Here is a 24,658-nt window from a genome sequence, read left to right as displayed (position 1 = left end):
CTTTCGACGAGTCACCTGATGACGCCACATACCCCCGCCTCCCGCCGCTGCGCCGCCTACGGCATGCTGATTGCCGCAGGGATGCTGCTGGCGCCGCCGGCGCTGGCCGATGACAGCGAGATCCGCTTCGAGGTCACCGCCGGCGTGATTGCCCATGCGCGGCTGACAGGGGAGGGCACCGTCGAGGTCGGTACCGACCGTTCATCGGCGCGGCAATTGCTGCCGGCGGCCACCGATGAGGAAGACGGGGGCACGCGGTTGGGCCATGCGGACTACAACTTCGACGGCTACCAGGACCTGGCCACCAGCGCGACGCTGGGCCAGGTCAATGAGTCCTTCACCGTGTACCTGTACCAGCCGGACAGTGGCAGGTTCCGCGCGCTGGCCGCACCCACCGGGCCGGAGATCAGCTGCGAAGGCCTGTGGACGCTGTCACCGGATCCGGCCTCGCGCACGCTGAGCAGCAGTTGTCGCAGCGGGCCGATGTGGTACAGCGACGTATACCGTTACCAGGGTGACCGGCTTTACCTGTACCGCTCGATGCGCGGCGCGCTGGTCGAGACCAGTGGCATGTCCCGGGTGCTGTCCCTGGACAGTGCGGAAGATATGGGCATCCTGGTGGTCTGGAGTACCTGGGATGCCTCGGGCAAGCGCCTGGAGCGCGCGCTGTGGAACGCGTTCGACCCGCCGCTGGCCGACGTGCCGATGAAAGGCTGGGGTGCCTCGGTGGTGCCGGCCCGCCTGCCGCTCTACCGCCGCGCCGGTGACACCGCCACCCGGCGCTACCTGGTCAAGGGCGACCGCGTCGAGTTGCTGGACGAGGCCGATGGCTGGTTGCAGGTGCGCTACATCAATCCCGCGCGCGGTCCGATCCTGGGCTGGGTGAAAGTGCCCGACCCGGAATGAGCCACGTGTTTCCTTTCCCCCTTCCGCCGGCTGATCCAGGCCGGCCCTGCTGACGAACTCCCGCATGAATTCCCCGCATTCCCCCACCGCACGTGCCCGCTGGTTCGTGCCCGGCGACCTCAACGGCTTCTTCGGCCTGGTGGTCGACAACCTGTCCATCCTCGGCTTCATCGCGATGGCGCTGGTTGGCATCTTCCAGTTCCCCGCCGAGGTGGTGTTCGGCCGCATGTTCCCGGGCACCGCACTGGGCGTGCTGATCGGCAACCTGATGTACACGCTGATGGCGCACCGGCTGGCTGCGCGCAGCGGCCGCGATGACGTCACCGCGATGCCGCTGGGCCTGGATGCACCGACCAGCATCGGCATGGCGCTGCTGGTGCTGGGCCCGGCCTTCGCCGGCTTCAAGCAGCAGGGCCTGGACCCGACCGCGGCGGCCCTGCTGACCTGGAAGCTGGGCATGGCCTCGCTGGTGGTGATGGGCCTGCTCAAGCTGGTGCTGTCCTTCGTTGGTGATGCGGTGACCCGGCACGTGCCACGGGCGGCCCTGCTCGGTTCGATCGGTGGCGCCGCGCTGACCCTGCTTGGCTTCCTGCCGCTGATCGAAAGCCTGCGCCAGCCGCTGGTCGGCCTGGTCACGCTGGGCGTGCTGCTGTACGTGCTGGTCGCCCGCGGCGTGGTGCCGCTGCGCCTGCCGGGGGTGCTGTTCGCGCTGCTGGTCGGCGTGGTGCTGTACTACGGGCTGGGTTCGGCCGGTGTGCTGACCGGCTTCCAGTGGCCGCCGGCGATCTCGCTGGCGGTGGCGCTGCCGCTGCCGTCGCTGGGCTTCGTCGATGGCCTGCCGCTGACCGTGCCGTACCTGTCGCTGCTGCTACCGTTCGGCCTGTTGATGGTGGTGGGCGGCATCAACGTCGCCGAGAGCGCTCGCGCGGCCGGTGACGACTACCGCACCCGCGACGTGCTGCTGGTCGAGGCGATTGCCACGCTGGTGGCCGGCGTCTGCGGCGGCGTGGCGCAGACCACGCCCTACATCGGCCAGCCGGCCTACAAGCGGCTGGGCGCGCGCAGTGGTTACACGCTGCTGACCGGGTTGTTCATCGGCATCGGCGGCATGCTCGGCGTGGTCGCCGGGCTGGTGCAGTGGCTGCCGGTGGCGGTGCTGGCGCCGATCATCGTGTTCGTCGGCCTGGACATCACCGTGCAGGCCTTCCAGCAGACCAAGCGCGAGCATGCGATCGCGGTGGCGCTGGCGTTCCTGCCGGCCATCGCGTACCTGATCAACATCAAGTTCGGCACCTGGGTGGCGCCGGAGGCCGCCGCCGCGCTGTATGCGGCGGTGGACGGGCATGGGCTGTCGGACGTGGCCACGCTGCAGGTGCTGGGCAACGGTTTCATCATCACCGCGATGCTGTGGGCGGCGGCCTTGGTGGCCTTGATCGAGCGTCGCCCGGGCGTGGCGGTGACGCTGCTGCTGGTGGCCGCGGTGCTCAGTGCGTTCGGGGTGATCCATTCCACCGATCCGCGCGGCGGCATCTACCTGCCATGGCAGCTGGAAGGGCTGCGCCAGGCGATCACCCTGCAGGTCGCCGCCGCCTACGCGGTGCTGGCCACGGTGATCGGCTTGATGTCGCTGCAGAAGCCGCGCTGAACACGCGCGGTGGCGCCGGGGGGAACCCACCGGCGTTGCGCCGGTCACACCTTCACATGCAAGCAAGGTGGATGTGATGGAAAAGCGCAGTGCGGTGTGGCCCTGGGTGGTGTTGGGCGTGGTGGCGATCGGTGGTGTCGGCGGTTGGCTGTTCAAGGATGACCTGGCCCGTTTGCGGCCGGCAGCGCCCGCCGCCACGGCACCCCCACCGCTGGATGGACCCGCTGGCCCCTCGTCGGTGTCGTCACCTGCTCCCGCCACGGGGCCGACGTCGCCCCGTTATCCGCTGGATACCGACGTGGCGGCCGATCCCGCCCTGCCGGCCCTGGCGGACAGCGATGCCGGCGCCTGGCAGGCGCTGGCAGGGGTGTTTCCCGCCGATGTACTGGCGGTGCTGCTGCGCGAGCACCTGATCCAGCGGTGGGTGGTGCACGTGGACAACCTCACCCAGCCCAGCCTGCCGGCCTCGGCGATGGCCCTGCAACCGATGCCGGGCAGCCTGCAGGTGGCACAGGGCAGCGACGGTGTCGAGCAATTGGCTGCGGCCAACGCCGAGCGTTACGCGCCCTGGGTGAAGGCTTTCACCCAGGCCGATGCGCAGTCCCTGGCGACGGCCTACGTACGCTTCTATCCGCTGGTGCAGCAGGCCTACCGCGACATCGGGCATCCCGATGGGCACTTCAACGACCGTCTGGTGGCGGTGATCGACCACCTGCTGCAGACCCCCGAGCCCTCGGGCCCGCTGGCGGTGGCGCCGGATGGCAAGGGCAAATACCGCTTCGTCGACCCGGCGCTGCAGTCGCTGTCGGTTGGGCAGAAAGCGCTGCTGCGGCTGGATGCCGGCCAGCGCAAGGCGGTGAAGCAACAGCTGCAGGCCATCCGCGTGGCGGTCACGCGCGGCTGAGCCATGCCGGGTTTGCGCTGGATCAAGGTCGGGCCAGATCGGCTGGCGATACTGGATGGGAAGCAGGCAAAGGCTGAACAGGGGGTAGTCGTCACCCTTGAATCACACCGTTGCAACCGCATCTGAACCAGTATCGCCAGCGACGCTGGCCCCCTTTATTCGAGGAAGAAGACCCATGCGGATGGACAAGCTCACCTCCAACTTCCAGAAGGCGCTGTCCGACGCGCAGTCCCTGGCGGTCGGTCGCGACAACAACATCATCGAACCGGTGCACGTGCTCAGCGCGCTGCTCGACCAGCCCGGCGGCAGCAGCCGTCCGTTGCTGGCCCAGGCTGGCGTCAACGTGCCGGTACTGCGCGAGCGGCTGGCCGAGTCGCTGGAGGCGCTGCCCAAGGTGTCCGGCCAGGCCGGCAACCTGTCGATGGGCAATGACCTGAGCCGCCTGCTCAACACCACGGACAAGCTGGCCCAGCAGCACAACGACCAGTTCATCGCCAGCGAGTGGTTCCTGCTGGCCGCCGTCGACGACGGTGGCGCGGCCGGCATGGCGCTGCGCGCGGCCGGTGCCGACAAGAAGAAGATCGAGGCCGCCATCGACAAGCTGCGCGGCGGCGAGACCGTGCAGAGCGAGAACGCCGAGGAACAGCGCCAGGCGCTGGAGAAGTACACCATCGACCTGACCGCGCGCGCGGAGAGCGGCAAGCTCGACCCGGTGATCGGCCGCGACGAGGAAATCCGCCGCACCATCCAGGTGCTGCAGCGCCGGACCAAGAACAACCCGGTGCTGATCGGCGAGCCCGGCGTGGGCAAGACCGCCATCGTCGAAGGCCTGGCCCAGCGCATCATCAATGACGAAGTGCCCGAAGGCCTGCGCGGCAAGCGCGTGCTGTCGCTGGACATGGGTGCGCTGATCGCCGGTGCCAAGTTCCGCGGTGAATTCGAGGAGCGCCTGAAGGGCGTGCTCAACGACCTGGCCAAGAACGAAGGCCAGATCATCCTGTTCATCGACGAGCTGCATACCATGGTCGGTGCCGGCAAGGCCGATGGCGCGATGGATGCGGGCAACATGCTCAAGCCGGCGCTGGCGCGCGGCGAGCTGCATTGCATCGGCGCGACCACGCTGGACGAGTACCGCCAGTACATCGAGAAGGACGCCGCGCTGGAGCGCCGCTTCCAGAAGGTGCTGGTGGGCGAGCCCACGGTCGAGGACACCATCGCCATCCTGCGCGGCCTGAAGGAGCGCTACGCCGTGCACCATGGCGTGGAGATCACCGACCCGGCCATCGTTGCCGCGGCCACGCTGTCCAACCGTTACATCACCGACCGCCAGCTGCCGGACAAGGCCATCGACCTGATGGACGAGGCGGCCTCGCGCATCCGCATGGAGATCGATTCCAAGCCGGAGGAGCTGGACCGCCTGGAGCGGCGCCTGATCCAGCTCAAGATCCAGCGCGAGATGCTGAAGAAGGAGAAGGACGACGCTTCGCGCAAGCGGCTGGCCGACCTGGAAACCGACATCGACACGCTGGAACGCGAGTTCTCCGACCTCAATGAAATCTGGAAGTCGGAGAAGGCCGCATTGCAGGGCGCGACCAAGATCAAGGAGCAGGTGGAGAAGGCCAAGCTCGACCTGGAGGCCGCACAGCGCCGGCAGGATTTCGCCAAGATGAGCGAGATCCAGTACGGCGTGCTGCCCAACCTGGAAAAGCAGCTGCAGGCCGCGCAGGAAATGGAGCGCAAGGACTTCAAGCTGGTGCAGGACAAGGTCACCGACGAGGAGATCGCCGAGGTGGTCTCGCGCTGGACCGGCATTCCGGTCAGCAAGATGCTGGAGGGCGAGCGCGACAAGCTGCTGCGCATGGAAGACATGCTGCACAACCGCGTGGTCGGCCAGGAAGAGGCGATCCGCGTGGTGTCCGACGCGGTGCGTCGTTCGCGCGCGGGGCTGTCCGATCCGAACCGCCCGAGTGGTTCGTTCCTGTTCCTGGGCCCGACCGGCGTGGGCAAGACCGAGCTGACCAAGGCGCTGGCCGACTTCCTGTTCGATTCATCCGACGCGATGGTGCGCATCGACATGAGCGAGTTCATGGAGAAGCACAGCGTGTCGCGCCTGATCGGTGCGCCCCCGGGTTACGTCGGCTACGAGGAAGGTGGCTACCTGACCGAAGCGGTGCGCAGGCGCCCGTACAGCGTGATCCTGCTGGACGAGGTGGAGAAGGCGCACCCGGATGTGTTCAACATCCTGCTGCAGGTGCTGGACGATGGCCGTTTGACCGACGGCCAGGGCCGCACCGTGGACTTCCGCAACACCGTCATCGTGATGACCTCGAACCTGGGCTCGCACCAGATCCAGGACATGAGCGGCGACGACAGCCCGGAGGCCTATACGCAGATGAAGGCGGCGGTGATGGGCGTGGTGCAGGCACACTTCCGTCCGGAGTTCATCAATCGCCTGGATGACATCGTGGTGTTCCACCCGCTGGACAAGCAGCAGATCAAGCAGATCGCGCGCATCCAGATGCGTGGCCTGGAGAAGCGCCTGGCCGAGCGTGGCCTGAGGCTGGAAGTCTCCGATTCGGCGTTCGACCTGCTGGGCAACGTGGGTTTCGACCCGATCTATGGTGCGCGTCCGCTCAAGCGTGCGATCCAGGCGCAGTTGGAGAATCCGTTGGCGCAGAAGATCCTGGCCGGCGAGTTCGCCAGCGGCGACACCATCGAGGTGGAAGCCGGCGGGGCGGGGCAGCTGCAGTTCCGCAAGGGCTGAGTGTGAAGTGCTGCCCCTCACCCCAGCCCCTCTCCCGCGGGCGGGAGAGGGGCTTTGAAAGCGTGATTGCAGGCAGCGTTTCATCTCGCCGTAAACGAGACCCTCTCCCGCGTGCGGGAGAGGGGTTGGGGTGAGGGCGGCATTAAAAGCAAAGCGCATCAGCTCATGCCATCGCGGCACAAGTAACCACTGCAACCGTCGCCGCCTGCGCAGCGGTGTTGGGCTACTGTCAGCGGCCCTCTCCCGGTGTGAGCGCCCCGATGACCGACCCGCAGTGGAAGCCTGAAACCATCGCCGTGCATGGCGGTTATTCGCCCGACCCGACCACCCGCGCGGTGGCGGTGCCGATCTACCAGACGGTGGCCTACGCCTTCGACGACACCCAGCACGGTGCCGACCTGTTCGACCTGAAGGTCGCGGGCAACATCTACACCCGCATCATGAACCCCACCACCGATGTGCTGGAAAAGCGCATCGCTGCGCTGGAAGGGGGCGTGGGAGCGCTGGCGCTGGCTTCCGGCCAGGCCGCCATCACCTATGCGATCCAGACCATCGCCGAGGCCGGTGACAACATCCTGGCCTCCAGCGCGCTGTACGGCGGCACCTACAACCTGTTCGCGCACACGCTGCCGCAGTTCGGCATCCAGACCCGCTTCGCCGACTACCGAGATCCGCAGGCCTTCGCGGCACTGATCGACGCGCGCACCAAGGCGGTGTTCGTCGAATCGATCGGCAACCCGCGCGGCAACATCACCGACATCGAGGCTATCGCGAAGATCGCGCACGCGCACGGCGTGCCGGTGATCGTCGACAACACCGTGGCCACGCCGTACCTGCAGCGTTCGTTCGATTTCGGCGCGGACATCGTGGTGCATTCGCTGACCAAATACCTTGGCGGGCATGGCACCAGTCTGGGTGGCGCGATCGTGGATTCAGGCCGCTTCCCGTGGGCCGAGCACAAGCAGCGTTTCCCCCGGCTCAACACGCCGGACGTGAGCTACCACGGCGTGGTCTATACCGAAGCGCTGGGGCCGGCGGCCTACATCGGCCGCGCCCGCGTGGTGCCGCTGCGCAACACCGGTGCGGCGATCTCGCCGTTCAATGCGTTCCAGATCCTGCAGGGCATCGAGACGCTGGCGCTGCGCATGGACCGCATCAACAGCAATGCGCTGGCAGTGGCGGCCTATCTGCAGAAGCACGCCAAGGTGGCCTGGGTGAACTACGCCGCGCTGCCGGATCACCCGGAGCATGCGCTGGTGCAGAAGTACCTGCGCGGCCATGGCTCAGGCGTGCTGACCTTCAGTCTGCCGGGAGGCCGCGAGGCGGGGGCCCGGTTCCTCGACGCGCTGCAGTTGTTCACCCGCCTGGTGAACCTGGGCGACGCCAAGTCGCTGGCGACCCATCCGGCCTCGACCACCCACCGTCAATTGGACGAAGCCGAGCTGGAGAAGGCCGGCGTGACCCTGGATACGGTGCGGCTGTCGATCGGCATCGAGCACATCGACGACCTGTTGGCTGACCTGGAGCAGGCGTTGGCCCAAGCGTAAGGTGGGGTGTGAGGGCGGGCGGCGCACTGGCGTCGTCCGCCTGCGACAAGACAGGTCTTGCCCGTGAACGCGGACGGAGCGCCCGTTGCTTGGCAAACATCGGTGCAGGTGCGTGGAACGTAGCCGCTTCCCCGCAGGGTGGTGATTGATTTGACTGATTTGGCCGTCCGGTGCTATCTGCTGATCGAAAGCGACGGGGGGTATCTCCAGGATGAGGAATCCGGCGGGCAAGGCGGCGATGTTCGTGTTGGTGTCGGTCCTGGTGGCCGTGGCATTTCATCTGGTTCGCAGGTCTGCCGTACCTGGTCCGGCGGGCGTGCTGGATGCGCGCGCACCGTCAGGCGCGTCGGCTGTCGCGGTTGATGATGCGTCGTCACTGCGTGTGCCGCCGGTGGAGGCCGTGCCGACCGTGCCGCGTGCCCTGCCATCGGCTGGCTTTGATTCGCGCGAGTACGGCTTCCGCTGGAATCCCCAGGATCCCGGTGTGGCTGCCAGTGCAGAGGATGCGCGTTGGTTGGGCGCACGTGGCTTTCCCGGGCCGGATGTCGAACGCCATCTGCTCGGCCTCCCCTTGGTAACGTTGCAGGAGTTGTCCGAGCGCGGCGATCCAGCAGCACTTGCCTTCTATGCCTATCATCTGGCACGCAGGGGCGCACCGCGCGAGCAGGTGTTTGCCATGCTCGATGCCAGCGCGGCGTCGGGCTCGGTGTACGCGCTGAAGATGGCCGGCGACATTGCCTTCACGATGAGGGATCAGCGTGACATGGCGTTGGCTCGCGCCTATTACGGGCTACAGGCGCGGGCCGGCGATCAGGCAGGATTGACGCAGGCCTACATGGTCGATGTGGTGCTCTCCGACGAGCAACGGTTCCGGGCGAGCCTGATCGAGGAAGACCTGTGGCGACGGATTCGGCCGACCGGCGGTCAGGAAGGCGAGGTTCGGCCGGGCTTCAAGGCATTCGTCGAACAGGGGCGGAGAGCGCCCTCCAAGCCCTGACGTGCCCGCGACGCGGGCCGGGTGTGGACGTGTCTTCCAGGTTCTCCCCCACCCCAACCCCTCTCCCGCTGGCGGGAGAGGGGCTCGGATTGTGGGGCCTTGCAGTGCGCTGGCCCCTCTCCCGCCAGCGGGAGAGGGGTTGGGGTGAGGGCCGCTTTGGCGACGCAATCACCACGCAATCGTGAACCGCTTGCCCACGTGCTTCGGTGTCTCCAGTTCGTCAACCACCGCCAGGGCCAGGTCGGCGGGGCTGATGGTGCCGACGCCGTCGCCGGTGTTCAGCGGGGTGTCGCCGCCGACGCGATAACGGCCAGTGCGCTCGGTCGGGCCGCCGCCGTGGAAGGCTACCGGCGGGCTGAGCTGGGTCCAGTCCAGCGTGGTTTCCTGCTGCAGCTCGTTGAGCGCATCGCGCGCGGCGTTGGCGCCATCGAAGATCGCGGCCGGGAAGTTCGGCGAATCCACCAGCTGCGTACCGTCCGGTGCGTACAGGCTGCCGGCGCCACCGATCACGATGTAGCGCTTCACGCCGGCGGCCTTGGTGCCGGCGACGATGGCGCGGGTGCCGCTCATGAAATCCCGGTAGATGTCCGGGTTGCTCCAGCCGGCGTTGAAGGCGCTGATGACGGCATCGTTGCCGGCCACCGCAGCCTGGACTTGGGCGGCGTCCTGGGCGTCGGCCTTGACCGTGCGCAGGTGCGGGTGGGCGGCCAGCTTCTCGGGATGGCGGGCCAGTGCGGTGACGTCATGGCCACGGGCCAGCAGTTCTTCCAGCAGGGCCTGGCCGACGAAACCGGTGGCGCCGATCAATGCGACTTTCATGGTGGGTACCTGGTGTTGTGTGGGTCTGGCGACAGTGTCCTCCCGGAGCCGGGCCGGTGGCAGTCGCAAAAATCCACAACCACCTTGAAGCCATGCTTCACAATGGGCGGCAAGGAGGTGGCCGATGGACAGTTTGAAACGCATGGCCCTGTTCGCCCGGGTGGTGCAGCACGGTTCGTTGAGTGCGGCGGCGCGCTCGCTGGGGATGAGTACCTCGGCGGTCAGCCAGCAGTTGCGCGTGCTTGAGCGTGAAGCCGGGGTACCGCTGCTTCACCGCTCCACGCGGCGGTTGGCGCTGACCGATGTCGGCAGCCGCTATTACGCGGCCTGCGCGCGCCTGCTGGATGCGGCCGGCGAGGCCGAGGCGGAATTGTCGGCGGCCCGGCAGGAGCCGGTCGGCGAACTGCGGGTGTCCGCGCCGCTGGGCATGGCCGACCAGATTGGCCCGGCGCTGGGCCAGTGGTTGCACGACAACCCGCAGCTGCGCGTGCACCTGTACTTCGACGATGGCTGGACCGACCTGCTGCAGGCGCGCATCGACGTGGCCCTGCGCTTCGGCCAGCTGCCGGACAGCGACTGGATGGCGCAGCGCATCGGCACCCTGCAGCGCTGGCCCTGCGCCGCGCCGCAATGGTTGCAGGCCCATGGCATGCCGACCGATCCACTGCAGGTGCCGGCCGGTGATTGGCTGGGGTTGGCGCAGGTGCCGGGGCTGGTCTGGCGGCATCCGGCCAGCGGCCAGGAGCGCCTGGTGCCGGCGCATCCGCGCATCGTCAGCCAGAACCAGCCGGCGGTCCGCCAGTTGTGCATGGCCGGCCTGGGCGTGGCGGTGCTGACCTGCCTGGATGTGAGCGCGCAGTTGGCCAATGGCACGCTGCAGCGCCTGTTGCCGGGGTGGGAGGTGCCGTCGCTGCCGGTGTGGGCGGTTACCCCCCATCGTCAATGCCAGCCGGCCAAGGTGAAGCAGGCCATCGCGTTGCTGGAGGCGCACCTGGCCGGTATCCCGGGGGCGGTGCCGATTGCGCAAGATCGGAAACGCCGGCGCTGAGCACGGCTGCTGGAATGGGACCACCTTCAACGGAGTTCGATCATGAAAACGCAGGCCGTCTCCCATTTGCCCCGGCTCGATCGCGTGGTTGCCTGCCTGCAGCAGGCGGTCAACGACGGTGGCCCGCTGCCGGACCTGGAAGCGCTGGCGGCGGTGGCGCATTACTCGCCGTTCCATTTCCACCGCGTCTACCGGGCGCTGACCGGTGAGACCATCGGTCGCACGGTGCAGCGGCTACGCCTGCTCAAGACCCTGCAGCGTCTTGGCCGAAGCGATGCCAGCGTCACCGAGATCGCATTGCTGGCCGGTTATGACACCCCGCAGGCACTGGCGCGGGTGCTGCGCGAAACGTTGAATGCCAGCCCCACCGAACTGCGTGCTGACCCGGGCCTGCTGGAGCGGCATGTCGCCGGGCTCTCCCGGCCCGCCAGCGGATCCACCGCAGCGGCGGCACCGCTGAGCGTGGAGGTGGTGACGCTGGAGCCGTTCGAAGTGGTTGCGATGCGTGCACAGGGGGCGTTCGACGACCTGGACGGTGCGTTCGGCCTGCTGTTCGGCTGGGCGGCGGAGCAGGGGCTGGTCGAGCAGCTGCAGCAGCTGATTGGTATCCCGGTGGACGACCATCGCGAACTGCCGGCCGAAGCGTTGCGCTTCGACTGCGCGCTTGCCCTGGACGCGACGATCCCCGCCCTGCCCGAGCCGCTGCAGCTGCGACGCATGGGCGGTGGTCAATGGGCGCGACTGCGCCATGTCGGCAGCTATTCCGGGCTTGAGGAGGCAACCGACCGGTTGCTGGCGGAGTGGTTGCCGGCCAGTGGTCATGCGCTGCGCGATGTGCCGCTGCATTACCACTTTCTGGATGACCCGGAGCACACTCCCGAGGCGATCCTGCGCGCCGACATCCACCTGCCGCTGGTGGGTTGAAAGCGCGGAGGCAGGAGCGGCCTTGGCCGCGAAGCCGAGGATGCAACGGGCCGCCGCGTGGCTGCAGTTGCAGCGCTTCCATCGCAGTATGGGCAGCCAGCTTCGCGACCGAGGTCGCTTGTGTCTCCTACGGCTTGGGTCGTGAACGCAGGCCCGGGCTCACCCGATACACCGACGTTCCATCGCCCTGCTGGCGCTGGGTCAGGCGCCGAGCGTGGCCGCCGCGCCGGGGCGCAGGCTGCGATAGGGCGGGGTGGACAGGATCATCTCCGCCAGCGAGTAGGCCAGCTCGCGCTCGGCCATCACCGTGCCATCGGCGCCGTGCTCGAGCAGGTGGCGGACTTCGGCGTCGCTGTGCGCGCGTGCCAGCAGGGTCAGGTTGGGGTTGATCGCGCGCAGCTTGGCCAGTGCCTCGCCCGATTCCAGCGGCTGCGGGATCGCCAGCACGGCGATCTTGGCGCGCTCGGGATGGGCTTCGGCCAGCACGCGGTCGGCCGCTGCACTGCCACGGATGCCGGGGATGCCGGCCGCATGCGCGCGCTCGACGTGCTCGCGGTTGTCGTCGATCACCAGCACCGGCACGCCGCGGTCGCGCAGCACCTGCGCCAGCTCGCTGCCGACGCGGCCATAGCCGATGACGATGGCATGGTCGTGCAGGTCCAGCGACGGGCCCGGCGGGATGTCCGGTACTTCCGGCACCGGCGTGGTTTCCTTGTGGCGTGCCTGCCAGCGGTCGAGCAGGCCGAACACCAGCGGGTTGAGCATGATCGAGACCAGCGCGCCGGCCAGTACCAGCGATTGGCCTTCCGGCGGCAGGATCTTCAGCGCCACGCCCAGGCCGGCGATGATGAAGGCGAACTCGCCGATCTGCGCCAGCGAGGCGGAAATGGTCAGCGCGGTGCCCTTGGAATGGCCGAACGCGCGCACGATGAAGAAGGCGGCGGCCGACTTGCCGAACATGATGATCAGCACGGTGGCCAACACCTGCCACGGGTGCTCGACGATGATCATCGGGTTGAACAGCATGCCCACCGAGATGAAGAACAGCACCGCGAAGGCGTCGCGCAACGGCAGCGAGTCGTGCGCGGCCTTGTGGCTGAGCTCGGACTCGTTGAGCATCATGCCGGCGAAGAACGCGCCCAGCGCGAACGACACGCCGAACAGCGCCGCGGCACCGAAGGCCACGCCCAGCGCGATGGCCAGCACGCTCAGGGTGAACAGTTCGCGCGAACCGGTGCCGGCGACCTTCTCCAGCACCCACGGGATGACCCGGCGCCCGACCACCAGCATCACCACCACGAACAGGCCCAACTGCACGAACGTCCAGCCGATCGAGCCGAGCAGCCCCATCAGCGAGGGGCTCTTGCCGCTGGCCTCCGGGCCGAACACCTCGGCGATCACCGGCATCATCACCAGGGCCAGCACGCAGGCCAGGTCTTCCACGATCAGCCAGCCCACCGCGATCTTGCCGCGCGTGGTTTCCAGCAGGCGGCGTTCCTCCATGGCGCGCAGCAGTACCACGGTGGAGGCAGTGGCCAGCGAGAAGCCGAAGATCACCCCGTGCAGCACCGGCCAGCCCATCAGCGTGGCCACGCCCCAGCCGAGCAGGGTGGCGACCAGGATCTGGCCGATCGCACCGGGGATGGCGATCGTCTTGACCTCCATCAGGTCCTTCAGCGAGAAGTGCAGGCCCACCCCGAACATCAGCAGCATCACGCCGATCTCGGCCAGCTGGTTGGCCAGCGCCTGGTCGGCGACGAAGCCGGGGGTGAACGGGCCGACGATGACACCTGCGATCAGATAGCCAACCAGCGGCGACAGCCGCACCTTGTTGGCCAGGGCGCCGAGCACGAAGGCGAGGCCCAGGCCGATGGCAATCATGTTGATCAGGGCGGTGTCATGGTGCATCAGGGCTCGCGGGGTTGGGTGGGGGATGCCTCGATTCTAAAGGCCGCATTGCTTTTCATGCGGCAAAGTGGATGAAAAATCTGGATTTTCTTTGTTGCGCGGGTGGAAGGGTGAGCCCCGTCGCCCACAAAGGAAAATGCCCCGGTCTCCCGGGGCACCTTCCTTTCACGACGCGGGGGCGTCCTTACCAGCGGTAGCTGATGCGGCCGTAGACATAGGCGCCGTTGAAGCCGAACGGCGAGTAGTTGCTGTACGGCATCATTCCGTAGGTGGAGTTCACCAGGTTCTCGACGCGGTCCGGGTACTCGTCCAGCAGGTTGTCCGCGCCGACGGTGAGCTTCCAGTTCTCGCTCGGCTTGAAGCTGGCCGAGGCGTCCACGATCCACTTGGCATCGTAGGTCTGGTCGCGGGCGGCACTGGCCGAGTTGCGCACCGTGAAGCTGCCGTGGCGGGTGGCTGCCAGGCCCAGCTCCCAGCGGTCCGAGCGCCAGGTGCCGCTCAGGATCGCCTTGTCACGCGGGAAGCTGTCCTCGATGCGACCGATCTCGTCGCGGCCGATCAGTGACTGGGTGATGCCCAGCGCCGCGAAGGCGGCCGGCGAGGCGGCGAACTTCTTCACCTCGGTCTCGTTGTAGCTGTAGGCGGCGGTGAGCTCCAGGCTGCTGGCGCTGAACGGCACGGTATAGCTGGAGACGACGTCCACGCCGCGGGTGCGGGTGTCCAGGCCGTTGGTGAAGTAGGCGAACTGGGTGACCTGCGGCAGGCCCAGGCCGGACAGCAGCGCCTGCGCGGCCGGGGTGCTGTTGATGTTGGAGGACAGGATGATGCGGTCGTCGATGTCGATCTGGTAGGCATCGACGGTCACGTACAGGCGGTCCACCGGCTGCAGCACCAGGCCGGCGCTGTAGGACGTGGACGACTCGGCCTTCAACGGCGCCGAGCCCAGCGCCCGCGCCGCGGCGCTGTTGGCCGGGAACGTGCCCTTCTCGTAGAACACGCCGTCGGTGATCGAGCTGGTCACCGCCTGGTAGCTCTGCTGGGCCAGCGACGGCGCGCGGAAACCGGTGGAGGCGGTGGCGCGCAGCGCGACCTTGTCGGTGAAGGCATAGCGCGCGGACAGCTTGCCGGAGAACTTGTCGCCGAAGTCGGAGTAGTCCTCGTAGCGGCCGGTCAGGCCGGCGGAGAACTTGTCGGTGAGGTCGGCTTCAAGGCCCGCGTAGACCGCGTAGTTGTGGCGGTCGGCGTCCACTTCGTTGTTCGGCGTGAAGCCGCCGAAGCCCTGCGCGCCGAACAGCGAGCCCGGGATGCCCAGACCACCGTCGTTGTAGGACGCCGCCTCGCCCGGCAGCTGCTTCCACTTTTCCTTGCGGTACTCAGCGCCGAAGGACAGCGTCACCGGGTACGCCAGGCCCCAGTCCAGCGCCTGGGTGAAGTCGGCGTTGAGGATGTCCTGGCTGTACTCCAGGCGGCCGTCGTAGAAGCTGGTCTGGCTGCCCGGGCCGTAGGTGTAGTTGATGCTGTTGCGGGTGTGGAAATCCAGCGTGTTCTCGCCATGGTTGGCGCTCACGTCCCAGCTGAAGCCGCCTTCGGTGCTGCCCTTGACGCCGGCCACGATCGAGCGGTCCCGGGAGTACTGGTTGATCTGCGGCGTGAAGCCGTTCGGGTACACCTGCGCCAGCAGCGCGCCCTGGTTGTTGTGGTTGGGCGAGCGGTAGAACGCGAAGGAGGTGATGTCGCGGTTGCTCAGCAGCGCGTTGGCGTAGCCGGTGACGTTGTCACTGAAATTGAAGGTGAGGTTGGCCGACACCGCGGTGGCATCCACGCGGGGGTCGCCGACGACGAAGGTCTTCTCGCCGATGTCCGGGAAGTTGCCGGTGTTCGGCGAGGTGCCCTGGTACGGGCCGGCGCGGTTGCTCTCGTCCTGCTGGCTGACCTGGCCGGCCACGTGCAGGCTGCCGCGGTCGTCGGCGAAGCCGATGCCGGCGTCGCCGGAGAGCTGGTACTTGTTGCCATCGCCGGCCGAATACTGGCCGTAGTCCACCGCCAGACTGCCGCCGCTGCCACTGCCCTTGAGCACGATGTTGACCACGCCGGCGATGGCGTCGGAGCCATACTGGGCCGAGGCGCCGTCACGCAGCACTTCCACGCGCTCGATGGCGGCGATCGGGATGGCGTTGATGTCCACCGCCGAGGAACCACGGCCGATGGTGCCGTTGACGTTGATCTGCGCCGAGGTGTGGCGGCGCTTGCCGTTGACCAGCACCAGCACCTGGTCCGGGGACAGGCCACGCAGCTGCGCCGGGCGGATGCCGCTGGTGCCGTCGGTCAGCGCCGGGCGCGGGAAGTTCAGCGAGGGCAGGGCGCGCGACAGCGCGGTGGCCAGCTCCGAGGTGCCGGTGGACTGCAGGGCCTCGGGGGTGATGATGTCGATGGGCGATTGCGACTCGGCGACGGTGCGGTCGGCCACGCGGGTACCGGTGACGATCACGGTGTCCAGGGTCTGGGCACCGGACTGGGCGAGGGCGGGCAGGGCCGGGGTGGACAGGGCGATTGCGACGGCGATGGCGAGCGTACTGGACTTGCGATTCATCAGATTGCAGCTCCGATTGTGGGGGCGGCGCCGGGCGAAAGGTGATGCGTTTCGCGGATCTCTGCGGTGCGCCATTAACGGATTAACCAAAAATTTACCTCGTGTCAAACCGTTTCGCCGCGTCTAAATCGTTGCTTTTGAAAGCAATATTGGATCGGGTGACAGACATCTGACCGGGCAAGTACCGGTTTCCCATGCGCGCGGAAGGGTGCAATGCGGCAATGGGAAGTGAGTCAAGTATTCGTTAACGCTAGAATCGCGTCGCAGGAATGTTCCTTACGTCTACATTCCTTTTCGTTATAACGGACCCCCTCATGATTGCCCTTCGTAATTTCGCCCTCCGCCGGGGCGAGCGCCTGCTGTTGTCCAACGTCGACCTCACCCTGCATGCCGGCTACCGCGTCGGTGTGGTGGGCCGCAACGGTGCCGGCAAATCCAGCCTGTTTGCCGCCGTGCGCGGCGAGCTGGAAGCCGACAAGGGCGACGTGTCGCTGCCGGGCAAGATCCGCATCGCCGACGTGGCGCAGGAAACCCCCGCGCTGCCCGATCGGGCCATCGACTTCGTGCTGGGTGGCGATGACGTGGTGGCCGCGGTGCTAGCCGAGGAAGCGGCCGCCGCCGAGCGCGAGGACTGGGAAGCGGTGGCCAATGCCCACCAGAAGATGGCCGAGCTGGGCGCCTATGACGCCGAGGCACGCGCCGGCAAGCTGCTGCACGGCCTGGGCTTCCCGGCCGAGACCCACAACCGTCCGGTGGCGGCGTTCTCCGGTGGCTGGCGCGCACGCCTGAACCTGGCCCGCGCGCTGATGATGCCCAGCGACCTGCTGCTGCTCGACGAACCCACCAACCACCTGGACCTGGACGCGGTGTACTGGCTGGAGCAGTGGCTGCTCAAGTACCCGGGCACGCTGCTGCTGATCTCGCATGACCGCGAGTTCCTGGACAACGTGGCCACCCACACCCTGCACCTGCATGGCGGCAGCGCCAAGCTGTACGTGGGCGGTTACACCGACTTCGAGCGCCAGCGCGCCGAGCACCTGCGCCAGCAGCAGATCGCGCACGAGAAGGAACAGGCCGAGCGGGCCCACCTGCAGAGCTTCATCGACCGCTTCAAGGCGCAGGCCAGCAAGGCCACCCAGGCGCAGAGCCGCATGAAGCGCCTGGCCAAGATGGCTGGCACCGAAGCGGTGCGCGCCGAGCGCGAGTTCCGCATCGAGTTCTCCGAGCCGGCCAAGCTGCCGTTCTCGCTGATCCGCCTGAACCACGTCAACGCCGGCTATGGCGACGATGCGGTGATCCTGAAGGACGTGGGTTTCGGCCTGGAGGCCGGCCAGCGCGTGGGCCTGCTCGGGCCGAACGGCGCCGGCAAGACCACGCTGGTGAAGACCCTGGTGGGCGACCTGTCGCCGCTGGCCGGCGAGCGCAGCGCGCACCCGGACATGAAGATCGGCTACTTCGCCCAGCACACGGTCGAGTCGCTGCGCGAAGGGGCCACGCCGATGGACCACTTCCGCGATATCGACCCGGACGGCGTGAACCAGAACTTCCGCGACTTCCTGGGCAAGTGGAATTTCCCGGGTGACCGCGCGTTCGAGCCGGTGGACGGGTTCTCCGGCGGTGAACGTGCACGCCTGGCGCTGGCGCTGATCGCCTGGCAGCAGCCCAACGTGCTGCTGCTCGACGAGCCGACCAACCACCTGGACCTGGAAATGCGCGAAGCCCTGGCCGAAGCGCTGAGCATTTTCGAAGGCGCGATCGTGATGGTCTCGCACGACCGCCACCTGATCGGCCTGGTCTGCGACACCTTCTGGCGCGTGGCCGACGGCGTGGTCGAGCCGTTCGCCGGTGACCTGGACGAGTACGCCGCATGGCTGCGTACCCGTGCCAGCGCGCAGGGCTCACGCAACAAGTCCGACCGCGTCGAGAAGGCACCCGCACCGGCCCCGGTGCAGCAGGTAGCCCCGGCCAAGCCGGCGACGGCGAAGAAGCCGGTCAACCCGCACAAGCTGGAAGCGGCCGAGAAGAAGGTGGAGCAGCTGGGCGCATCGTTGGCCGACATCGACCGCCAGCTCGCCGACCCGGCCAACTATGCCGACGCGGCGAAGATGGGCAAGCTCGGCGGCGAACGCGAGGTGTTGGCGCAGCAGCTCGAACAAGCCGAGGCCGCCTGGATGGAACTGCTGGGCGACTGACGCGGCAGGTGCGGGCTGGGCCGCGACGCCGAGAGCGCTGGAATAAAGGCATTCCCGGCAACTGCAACAGCCAAAGCCAAAGCCAAAGCCAAAGCCAAAGCCGACCCCTCCCCAGCCCTCCCCTTGGCTGCGCCAAAGGGAGGGGGCGGTTCATGCGATCTGGCAGCGCGCCGCCAAGCCCGCTCTTGCCCCCTCCCTTTGGCGCAGCCAAGGGGAGGGCTGGGGAGGGGTAGCTTCTGCTCTCGTTCCCCGCTTCCTGCCTTTGCTCCCGTCACGTCACCCAAGGCCAGCCACCGGCCTAACCCCCTTCCTGCCCCACCAACCACAACCGGAACCGCTTCATCGCCTCCCGCTCCTCGCGCGAGCGCAGCCGCGTCAACCAATAACGCCCGAGCGCCAGTGTCTGCGCGAACGGTTGCACCAGCCGCCCCTCGGCCAGTTCCTGCTCGAACATGCGCAGCGGCAGCAAGGCCACGCCGGTCCCCGCCGCGGCCGCGCTGGCCAGCGTCAGCGAAGAGTCGAACATCGGCCCGCGGGCTTCCACGCCACTGACACCGGCCGCCTGCAACCAGCGCGGCCACTCATCGCCGCGGTACGAACGCAGCAACGGTACGTTGGCCAGGTCGCGCGCACGCTTGAGCCGGCGCGCCAGCGCCGGGGCGCAGGCCGGTGCGAACGGGGCATCGACGATGGCCGTGCAGTCCTGGCCCTGCCAGTCGCCGTCGCCGAAGCGGATCGCGAAATCCAGGCCTTCGCCAGCCAGATCGATGCGGTTGTTGTGGGTCTGCACGCGCAGTTCGATGTCCGGATGCGCGGCCTCGAAATCGACCAGCCGCGGCAGCAGCCAGCCGGTGGCGAAGGTGCCGACCACGCCCACCGTCAGTACTTCGCGGAAGCGACCACCGACGAAGCGGTCCAGTGCGATCGCCATGCGGTCGAAGGCCTCGGTCAGCACCGGGTACAGCGCCGCACCCTCGTCGGTCAGTGCCACCCCACGCGGCAGGCGATGGAACAGGCTGACCTGCAGGCGGTCCTCCAGTGTCCGGATCTGGTGGCTCAGCGCGGCCTGGCTGACGCACAGTTCCAGCGCCGCACGGGTGAAGTTGAGGTGCCGGGCCGCCGCCTCGAAGGCACGCAGGGCATTGAGCGGGAGCTGGGGGCGGATCATGGCAGCCATAACGCGTGATGATGGACGGGGGCATTATTCCGCTTCCCGCGATCCGTTTTGGGTGATTGCCACAAATTTATCTAATGGCTCCTGCTGATTATTCGCGCTGGTGGCGAGGGGGCGGGTTTCCAATACTCACGCCCACTCATTGCCAAGGAGCGTCCGCATGCTTGCCCGCCGCCAATTCCTGAAGTTCGGAGGTGCCGCCCTGCTCAGCAGCGTGGCCATGCCTGCGCTGGCGCGCCTTGGGGCGGGCGCCGGCGCGACGCCGGCGGGCGATGACTTCGCGGCGCTGGAAGCGCTCAGTGGCGGTCGGCTCGGCGTATGCCTGTGGAATCCGGACAGCGGCGTGCGCATCGGTCACCGCATGGAGGAGCGCTTCCCGATGTGCAGCACCTTCAAGTTCCTGTTGTCGGCAGCGGTGCTGCATGCCGCCGACCAGGGGCAGCTGTCGCTGGACCGGCGCGTGCCGGTACGCGCGCAGGACATCCTCAGCAACTCGCCGGGCACCGAGCGCCATGTCGGCAAGGACATGACCGTGCGTGACCTGTGCCGGACCACGATGATCGTCAGCGACAACGCGGCGGCCAACCTGTTGCTGCCGCTGGTCGGCGAGCCGGCCGGGCTGACCGCGTTCCTGCGCGCGCAGGGCGATGCGGTGACCGTCACCGCACGCTACGAGCCGGAAGCCAATCGCTTCGCACCGGACGATCCGCGTGACACCACCAGCCCGGCGGCGATGGCCGCCAACCTGCAGCGGTTCGTGCTCGGTGATGCGCTCGGCGCCGCTGCGCGCCAGCAGCTGGCGGACTGGCTGATCGACAACGAAACCGGCGATGCCCGCCTGCGGGCCGGCCTGCCCGAAGGCTGGCGGGTCGGTGACAAGACCGGCAGCAACGGCAGGGACACCACCAACGACATCGCCGTGCTGTGGCCAACCGCGGGCGGTTCACCGTGGATCCTGGCCAGCTACCTGCAGGGTTCTGCACTGGACGATGACGGCCGCAATGGCATCCTGCGTCGCGTGGGGGAGCTTGCTGGCGCCCGCCTGCGCTGACGGGTTCGTCGCGGGGCAGTGGCCGGTGCGCGCAACCCGCGCATCCGGTCGCAATCAAAAGGCTCCCATGAGCAAGGAACTCATCTACCTGCTGTTGATCTTCGCGTTGCTGGTGATCCCGCGCGCGCTGCAGCGTTTCAGCATTCCCGCCCCGCTGAGCTGCCTGGTGTTCGGCATCGCCGCGATGCTGTGGCTGGGCAACAGCGCACACGACCCGGTGGTCGGCCTGCTGGCCACGCTGGGCATCTCCTCGCTGTTCCTGTTCGCCGGCCTGGAGGTCGACCTGGCGGACCTGCGCAAGGGCATGTGGCCGCTGTTGGCGCATCTGGTGATCCGCAGCGCCACGCTCACCGGCGTGGCCTGGCTGGCCTGGCATTACGCCGGCCTCCCGTGGCAGGCCGCGGCCCTGCTGGCGCTGGCGCTGCTGACGCCGTCGACCGGCTTCATCATGGATTCGCTGTCGCAGCTCGGGCTGGACGAGGCCGAACGGTTCTGGGTGAGCAGCAAGGCCATTGCCGGTGAACTGCTGGCGCTGGCGGCGCTGTTCGTCGTGCTGCAGGCCGGGGATCCGCTGCACATGGGGCTGTCCAGCCTGGCCCTGATCGCGATGATGGTCGGCCTGCCGTTGCTGTTCATCGCCCTGGGCCGCTGGGTGGCGCCGCATGCACCCGGCTCGGAGTTCTCGCTGCTGGTGATGGTGGGCATGCTCGCGGCCTACATCACCTATTCGCTGGGCGTGTATTACCTGGTGGGCGCCTTCATCGCCGGGCTGGTGGCGCGCCTGCTGCAGCAGCGCATGCCTTCGCTGGCCTCGCATGACAACCTGCATGCGTTGCGCCTGTTCGCCTCGTTCTTCGTGCCGTTCTACTTCTTCAATGCCGGCACCAAGGTGCCGAGCGAAGCCCTGAGCTTCGAGGCGCTGGGGCTGGGGCTGGTGATCACGCTGGTGGTGCTGCCGTTGCGCATCGGCGTGGTCTGGCTGCAGCGCCGGCTGATGTTCGGCGAGAGTTTCCGTTCCAGCCTGCGGGTGGCGTTGGCACTGTCGCCGACGTTGATCTTCACCCTGGTGCTGGCCGCGATCATGCGCGAGCGCTTCGCCATTCCGGCGGTATTGTTTGGTGCACTGCTGCTGTACGCGGCGCTGACCACGCTGCTGCCGTCGTTGGTATTCCGCCGCCCGCTGGACGTGGATCCGCTGCAGAACGAGTCCGACCCCAGCGCCGATCACACGTTGCACGACGACGCCGTAAGAGACCCCGACGCAATGCCCGGAACCGAACAGGCCGCCGTAAGAGACGCCTGATCACGCCGAACGTCCCGTTATGATCGCTGCCGGCATGCCTCGTCGCCCGGACGACGCAGCCCTGGGGGATGGCGATGGAACGGAACAGCTGGCAGCAGGTGCGGGCGTTGTTCGATGCGGTGTGCGAGATGGAACCGTCGCAGTGGCGGGCTGAACTCGCGCGCCTGAGTGGCGATCCGGAAGTGATCGCCGAGGCGCTGGAATTGCTGCACGCGCAGACGCGCGAGTTGAGCAGCGCACGCGAGCCACTGGAGCAGTTGCTCGGTGCGGTGATCGCGTCGGAGCTGGCCGAAGGTGACCGCATCGGCCCCTGGCGCCTGCGCGAGCGGCTGGCCAGCGGTGGCATGGGCATTGTGTTCCGCGCCGAGCGCGCCGATGAGTTGTACGTCCAGGAAGTGGCGATCAAGTTCCTGCAGGGCGCGCCGGGTGCGCGCGTGGCCGAGCGGCTGGCAGCGGAGCGGCGCATCCTGGCCAGCCTGCAGCATCCCAACATCGCGCGCTTGTACGACGGTGGCAGCACGCCGGCGGGCCAGCCCTACCTGGTGATGGAGTACGTGCGCGGCGAGCCGCTGGACGTGTACTGCAACCGGAAGCAACTGGACCTGCAGCAGCGCCTGACCCTGTTCCTGAAGATCTGCAGCGCCGTGCAGGCCGCGCATGCGCGCCTGGTACTGCATTGCGACCTCAAGCCCGCCAACATCCTAGTGCGCGCCGACGGCGAGCCGGTGCTGCTGGACTTCGGTGTCTCGCGCCTGTTGGAGGAGGAACAGGATGCAGGCCGCGGGCAGTTCTTCACCCCGGCCTACGCGGCACCGGAGCTGCAGTCCGGGCAGTCGGTCGGGGTGGCCGGTGATGTGTTCAGCCTCGGCTGCCTGTTGCTGGAGCTGCTGGCCGGCAAGGGCGGGCGACGCGGCGCGCTCGACGCCGGCCAGGCGGTGGCCTCCCCCAGCCGGGTCGCCGGTGCCGATTGCCCGTGGCCGAAGGCGCTGCGTGGTGACCTGGACGCCATCGTCGTCCGCGCCGGCGCGGTGTCGCCCGAGCTGCGCTATCCGTCGGTGGAAGCGATGGCCGCCGACATCACCCGTTACCAGCAGCATCGGCCGGTGCAGGCGCGCAATGGCGGGCGGTTGTATCGCACCGGGCGCTGGTTCCGGCGCTACTGGAAAGGCGCCGGCATGCTGCTGGTGGTGTTGCTGCTGGTTGCCTGGTTCGTCTGGCGGCTGGACCAGGCGCGTGCGCGCGCCGAGCAGGAGGCGCGCGTCGCCCAGGAGGTCAGCGACTTCCTGGTCTCCTCGTTCGACGCCGCCAACCCCCGCAAGGGAGAGCTGCGGGGCAGCAATGACGTCACCGCGCGCGAGGTGCTCGAGGCCAGCCAGGCACGCATCGACCAGCAGCAATGGACCTCGCCGGTGATCAAGGCCCGGCTGCAGTCAGTGCTGGCCCAGGCCTTCCAGAACATCGGCCAGGTCAAGCGCGCCGAAGCGTTGTACCGGGATGCCATCCCGGTACTCGCCGCGGCGGGGGCGAGCAGCCGCGACATCACCGCCGTGTCGCTCAACGAGCTGTCCACCTTGCTGGCCAACGCGCAGCGCGGCAAGGAATCCGAGCAGTTCGCCCGCCAGTCGCTGGCACTGGATGCCCCGCGTCCCGGCCAGCTGCGCATCGCGCAGGCCTACAACTCGCTGGGGCTGGCGTTGAACATACAACGTCGCTTCGATGAATCCGAGCAGGCGTTCGACCAGGCATTGACCATGCACCACGCGCTGGGGAGCAGCCCGCTGCGGATCGCCACGGTGAACCAGAACAAGGCGCTGATGTACATCGAGAAGGGCGACTACGTGCCGGCCGAGAAGATGCTGCGCCATGCGGCCGAGCTGCGCCGCCCGTGGGGCACGCGGACCTTTGAGTGGTGGTCGGGGCAGTACGTGCTGATGCGCGCCATCGCCGCCCAGGGCCGTTACCAGGAGGCCTTCGACGTCAGCGGTGAAGTGCTGGGGCTGGCCCGGCACCTGTTCGGCGAGGTCAACGACAACGTTGCTTCGATCCACAACGAACGCGCCGCCTCGCTGCAGGACCTGGGGCGTTACGCCGAGGCCGCCGCCGAGTACCGGCAGGGCCTGGACCAGTACGTGCGGCTGGACGTGGCGCAGACCATGGATGCTGGGGTCACGCTCAACAATCTGGCCGGGCTGGAGCAGGCGCGCGGTGACGCGGCCAGCGCCGATGCGCTGTTCCGGCGCAGCCTGGCCATCCGCCGCGCGATCGTGGGCGATGACGTGCCGCCGGTGTGGATCGTGGAGGCCAACCTGGCACGCCTGCTGGTCGAGGAAGGGCAGCTGCAGCAGGCGCGGCCATTGATCGCCCATGCACGCGCGGGCTGGGCACGGCAGGTGGCGGCCGAGCATCCGCGCCGGTTGCTGGCCGAGGCGATCTGGGTGCAGTTGCTGGTGGCCGAAGGTGACCTTGCCGGCGCCGATCAATCGCTGGCGGCGATCAAGGCACAGCTGCAGGGCAATGACATCCGCGTGGAGCGGCGCTACCTGTCGGTGCTGGCCGAGCGGCAACGCAAGGCCGGTGATGCCGCTGCCGCGGCGCAGACCCTGCAGCAACTGGTGGGCCTGTATGAAAGCCAGGTCGGCCGCGATTCGGTGGAGACGGCGCAGCAGCGGGTCCGTCTGGCCGACGCGCAGGCCGCAGCGGGGCAGTGCAGGGCGGCACAGGAACAGGCGCGCATCGCCTGGACGGCGGTGGAAGGCGAGTTGCTGCCGGCCAGCACGCTTCGCCGGCGTGCACAGTCGCTGCTGGCGGGGTCGGGGTGCGCGGCCGGCTAGGATTGGCCAGTCCAACTGGCCTCCTGCGCGGGTGTGCCCCATGATCGCGCTGCAG

The 24,658-nt window shown here is 68.0% G+C and carries 16 protein-coding genes; 12 read left to right on the top strand and 4 right to left on the bottom strand.

The features are described 5' to 3' along the window. Positions 1 to 18 precede the first annotated feature (18 nt). The 6 genes from IB227_RS10995 to IB227_RS10970 all read left to right on the top strand — a co-directional run bounded on the left by IB227_RS10995 (position 19) and on the right by IB227_RS10970 (position 8,763). Entirely contained in the window at positions 19 to 906 is an 888-nt protein-coding gene (locus IB227_RS10995; protein ID WP_192287445.1) for an SH3 domain-containing protein, read from the top strand. Positions 907 to 970: 64 nt separating this feature from the next. Continuing rightward, positions 971 to 2,551: a hypothetical protein gene (locus tag IB227_RS10990; RefSeq protein ID WP_192287444.1), complete on the top strand. Its 1,581-nt coding sequence runs from the start codon at positions 971 to 973 to the stop codon at positions 2,549 to 2,551. A 76-nt stretch (positions 2,552 to 2,627) separates the two neighbouring features. Continuing rightward, positions 2,628 to 3,455, top strand: a complete 828-nt coding sequence (locus tag IB227_RS10985) for a DUF3014 domain-containing protein (RefSeq protein WP_192287443.1) — start codon at positions 2,628 to 2,630, stop codon at positions 3,453 to 3,455. Between the two features lie 175 nt (positions 3,456 to 3,630). Then, complete coding sequence (gene clpB / locus IB227_RS10980; protein ID WP_132865357.1) at positions 3,631 to 6,219, top strand: ATP-dependent chaperone ClpB; 2,589 nt, start codon at positions 3,631 to 3,633, stop codon at positions 6,217 to 6,219. A 260-nt stretch (positions 6,220 to 6,479) separates the two neighbouring features. Further along, positions 6,480 to 7,766, top strand: a complete 1,287-nt coding sequence (locus IB227_RS10975; RefSeq protein ID WP_192287442.1) for an aminotransferase class I/II-fold pyridoxal phosphate-dependent enzyme — start codon at positions 6,480 to 6,482, stop codon at positions 7,764 to 7,766. A gap of 238 nt (positions 7,767 to 8,004) precedes the next feature. Then, the gene (locus IB227_RS10970; protein WP_192287441.1) at positions 8,005 to 8,763 is read left to right on the top strand and encodes a hypothetical protein; all 759 of its coding nucleotides are present in this window, start codon (positions 8,005 to 8,007) and stop codon (positions 8,761 to 8,763) included. 168 nt (positions 8,764 to 8,931) lie between these two features. Here the strand turns inward: IB227_RS10970 and IB227_RS10965 are convergent, their stop codons facing one another. Then, positions 8,932 to 9,582 carry an NAD(P)H-binding protein gene (locus IB227_RS10965; protein ID WP_192287440.1) on the bottom strand — a complete coding sequence of 217 codons (651 nt, stop codon included), beginning with the start codon at positions 9,580 to 9,582 and terminating at the stop codon, positions 8,932 to 8,934. A gap of 124 nt (positions 9,583 to 9,706) precedes the next feature. Here IB227_RS10965 and IB227_RS10960 point away from each other — a divergent pair, with 124 nt between their 5' ends. Both IB227_RS10960 and IB227_RS10955 read left to right on the top strand, forming a co-directional pair. Further along, positions 9,707 to 10,630: a LysR family transcriptional regulator gene (locus tag IB227_RS10960; RefSeq protein WP_192287439.1), complete on the top strand. Its 924-nt coding sequence runs from the start codon at positions 9,707 to 9,709 to the stop codon at positions 10,628 to 10,630. A 42-nt stretch (positions 10,631 to 10,672) separates the two neighbouring features. Continuing rightward, entirely contained in the window at positions 10,673 to 11,554 is an 882-nt protein-coding gene (locus tag IB227_RS10955) for a GyrI-like domain-containing protein (RefSeq protein ID WP_132865352.1), read from the top strand. Positions 11,555 to 11,755: 201 nt separating this feature from the next. Here IB227_RS10955 and ybaL read toward each other — a convergent pair whose 3' ends face one another. After that, positions 11,756 to 13,462 carry a YbaL family putative K(+) efflux transporter gene (gene ybaL / locus IB227_RS10950; RefSeq protein WP_192287438.1) on the bottom strand — a complete coding sequence of 569 codons (1,707 nt, stop codon included), beginning with the start codon at positions 13,460 to 13,462 and terminating at the stop codon, positions 11,756 to 11,758. A 184-nt stretch (positions 13,463 to 13,646) separates the two neighbouring features. Further along, a complete protein-coding gene (locus IB227_RS10945; RefSeq protein ID WP_192287437.1) occupies positions 13,647 to 16,052 on the bottom strand; it encodes a TonB-dependent receptor in 2,406 nt (801 codons plus the stop codon). Between the two features lie 314 nt (positions 16,053 to 16,366). Between IB227_RS10945 and IB227_RS10940 the strand changes: the two genes are divergently transcribed. Next, a complete protein-coding gene (locus tag IB227_RS10940) occupies positions 16,367 to 18,244 on the top strand; it encodes an ATP-binding cassette domain-containing protein (RefSeq protein ID WP_132865349.1) in 1,878 nt (625 codons plus the stop codon). 298 nt (positions 18,245 to 18,542) lie between these two features. On the opposite strand, the gene IB227_RS10935 is transcribed toward IB227_RS10940, so the two are convergent. Beyond that, positions 18,543 to 19,412 (bottom strand): LysR family transcriptional regulator, encoded by an 870-nt coding sequence (locus tag IB227_RS10935; protein ID WP_192287436.1) that lies wholly within the window; start codon positions 19,410 to 19,412, stop codon positions 18,543 to 18,545. Positions 19,413 to 19,578: 166 nt separating this feature from the next. Here IB227_RS10935 and bla point away from each other — a divergent pair, with 166 nt between their 5' ends. The 3 genes from bla to IB227_RS10920 all read left to right on the top strand — a co-directional run bounded on the left by bla (position 19,579) and on the right by IB227_RS10920 (position 24,603). Next, on the top strand, positions 19,579 to 20,469 hold the full coding sequence (gene bla, locus IB227_RS10930) for a class A beta-lactamase (RefSeq protein WP_192287435.1): 891 nt from the start codon (positions 19,579 to 19,581) through the stop codon (positions 20,467 to 20,469). Between the two features lie 67 nt (positions 20,470 to 20,536). Further along, positions 20,537 to 21,772 (top strand): cation:proton antiporter, encoded by a 1,236-nt coding sequence (locus IB227_RS10925; RefSeq protein WP_192287434.1) that lies wholly within the window; start codon positions 20,537 to 20,539, stop codon positions 21,770 to 21,772. Between the two features lie 74 nt (positions 21,773 to 21,846). After that, positions 21,847 to 24,603 (top strand): protein kinase, encoded by a 2,757-nt coding sequence (locus IB227_RS10920; protein ID WP_192287433.1) that lies wholly within the window; start codon positions 21,847 to 21,849, stop codon positions 24,601 to 24,603. Positions 24,604 to 24,658 lie beyond the last annotated feature (55 nt).

The organism is Stenotrophomonas sp. STM01, assembly GCF_014852135.1.
GTDB lineage: Bacteria > Pseudomonadota > Gammaproteobacteria > Xanthomonadales > Xanthomonadaceae > Stenotrophomonas > Stenotrophomonas capsici.
The sequence above is the reverse complement of the archived record's forward strand: the minus strand, read 5'-3'. Positions and strand labels throughout refer to the sequence as shown.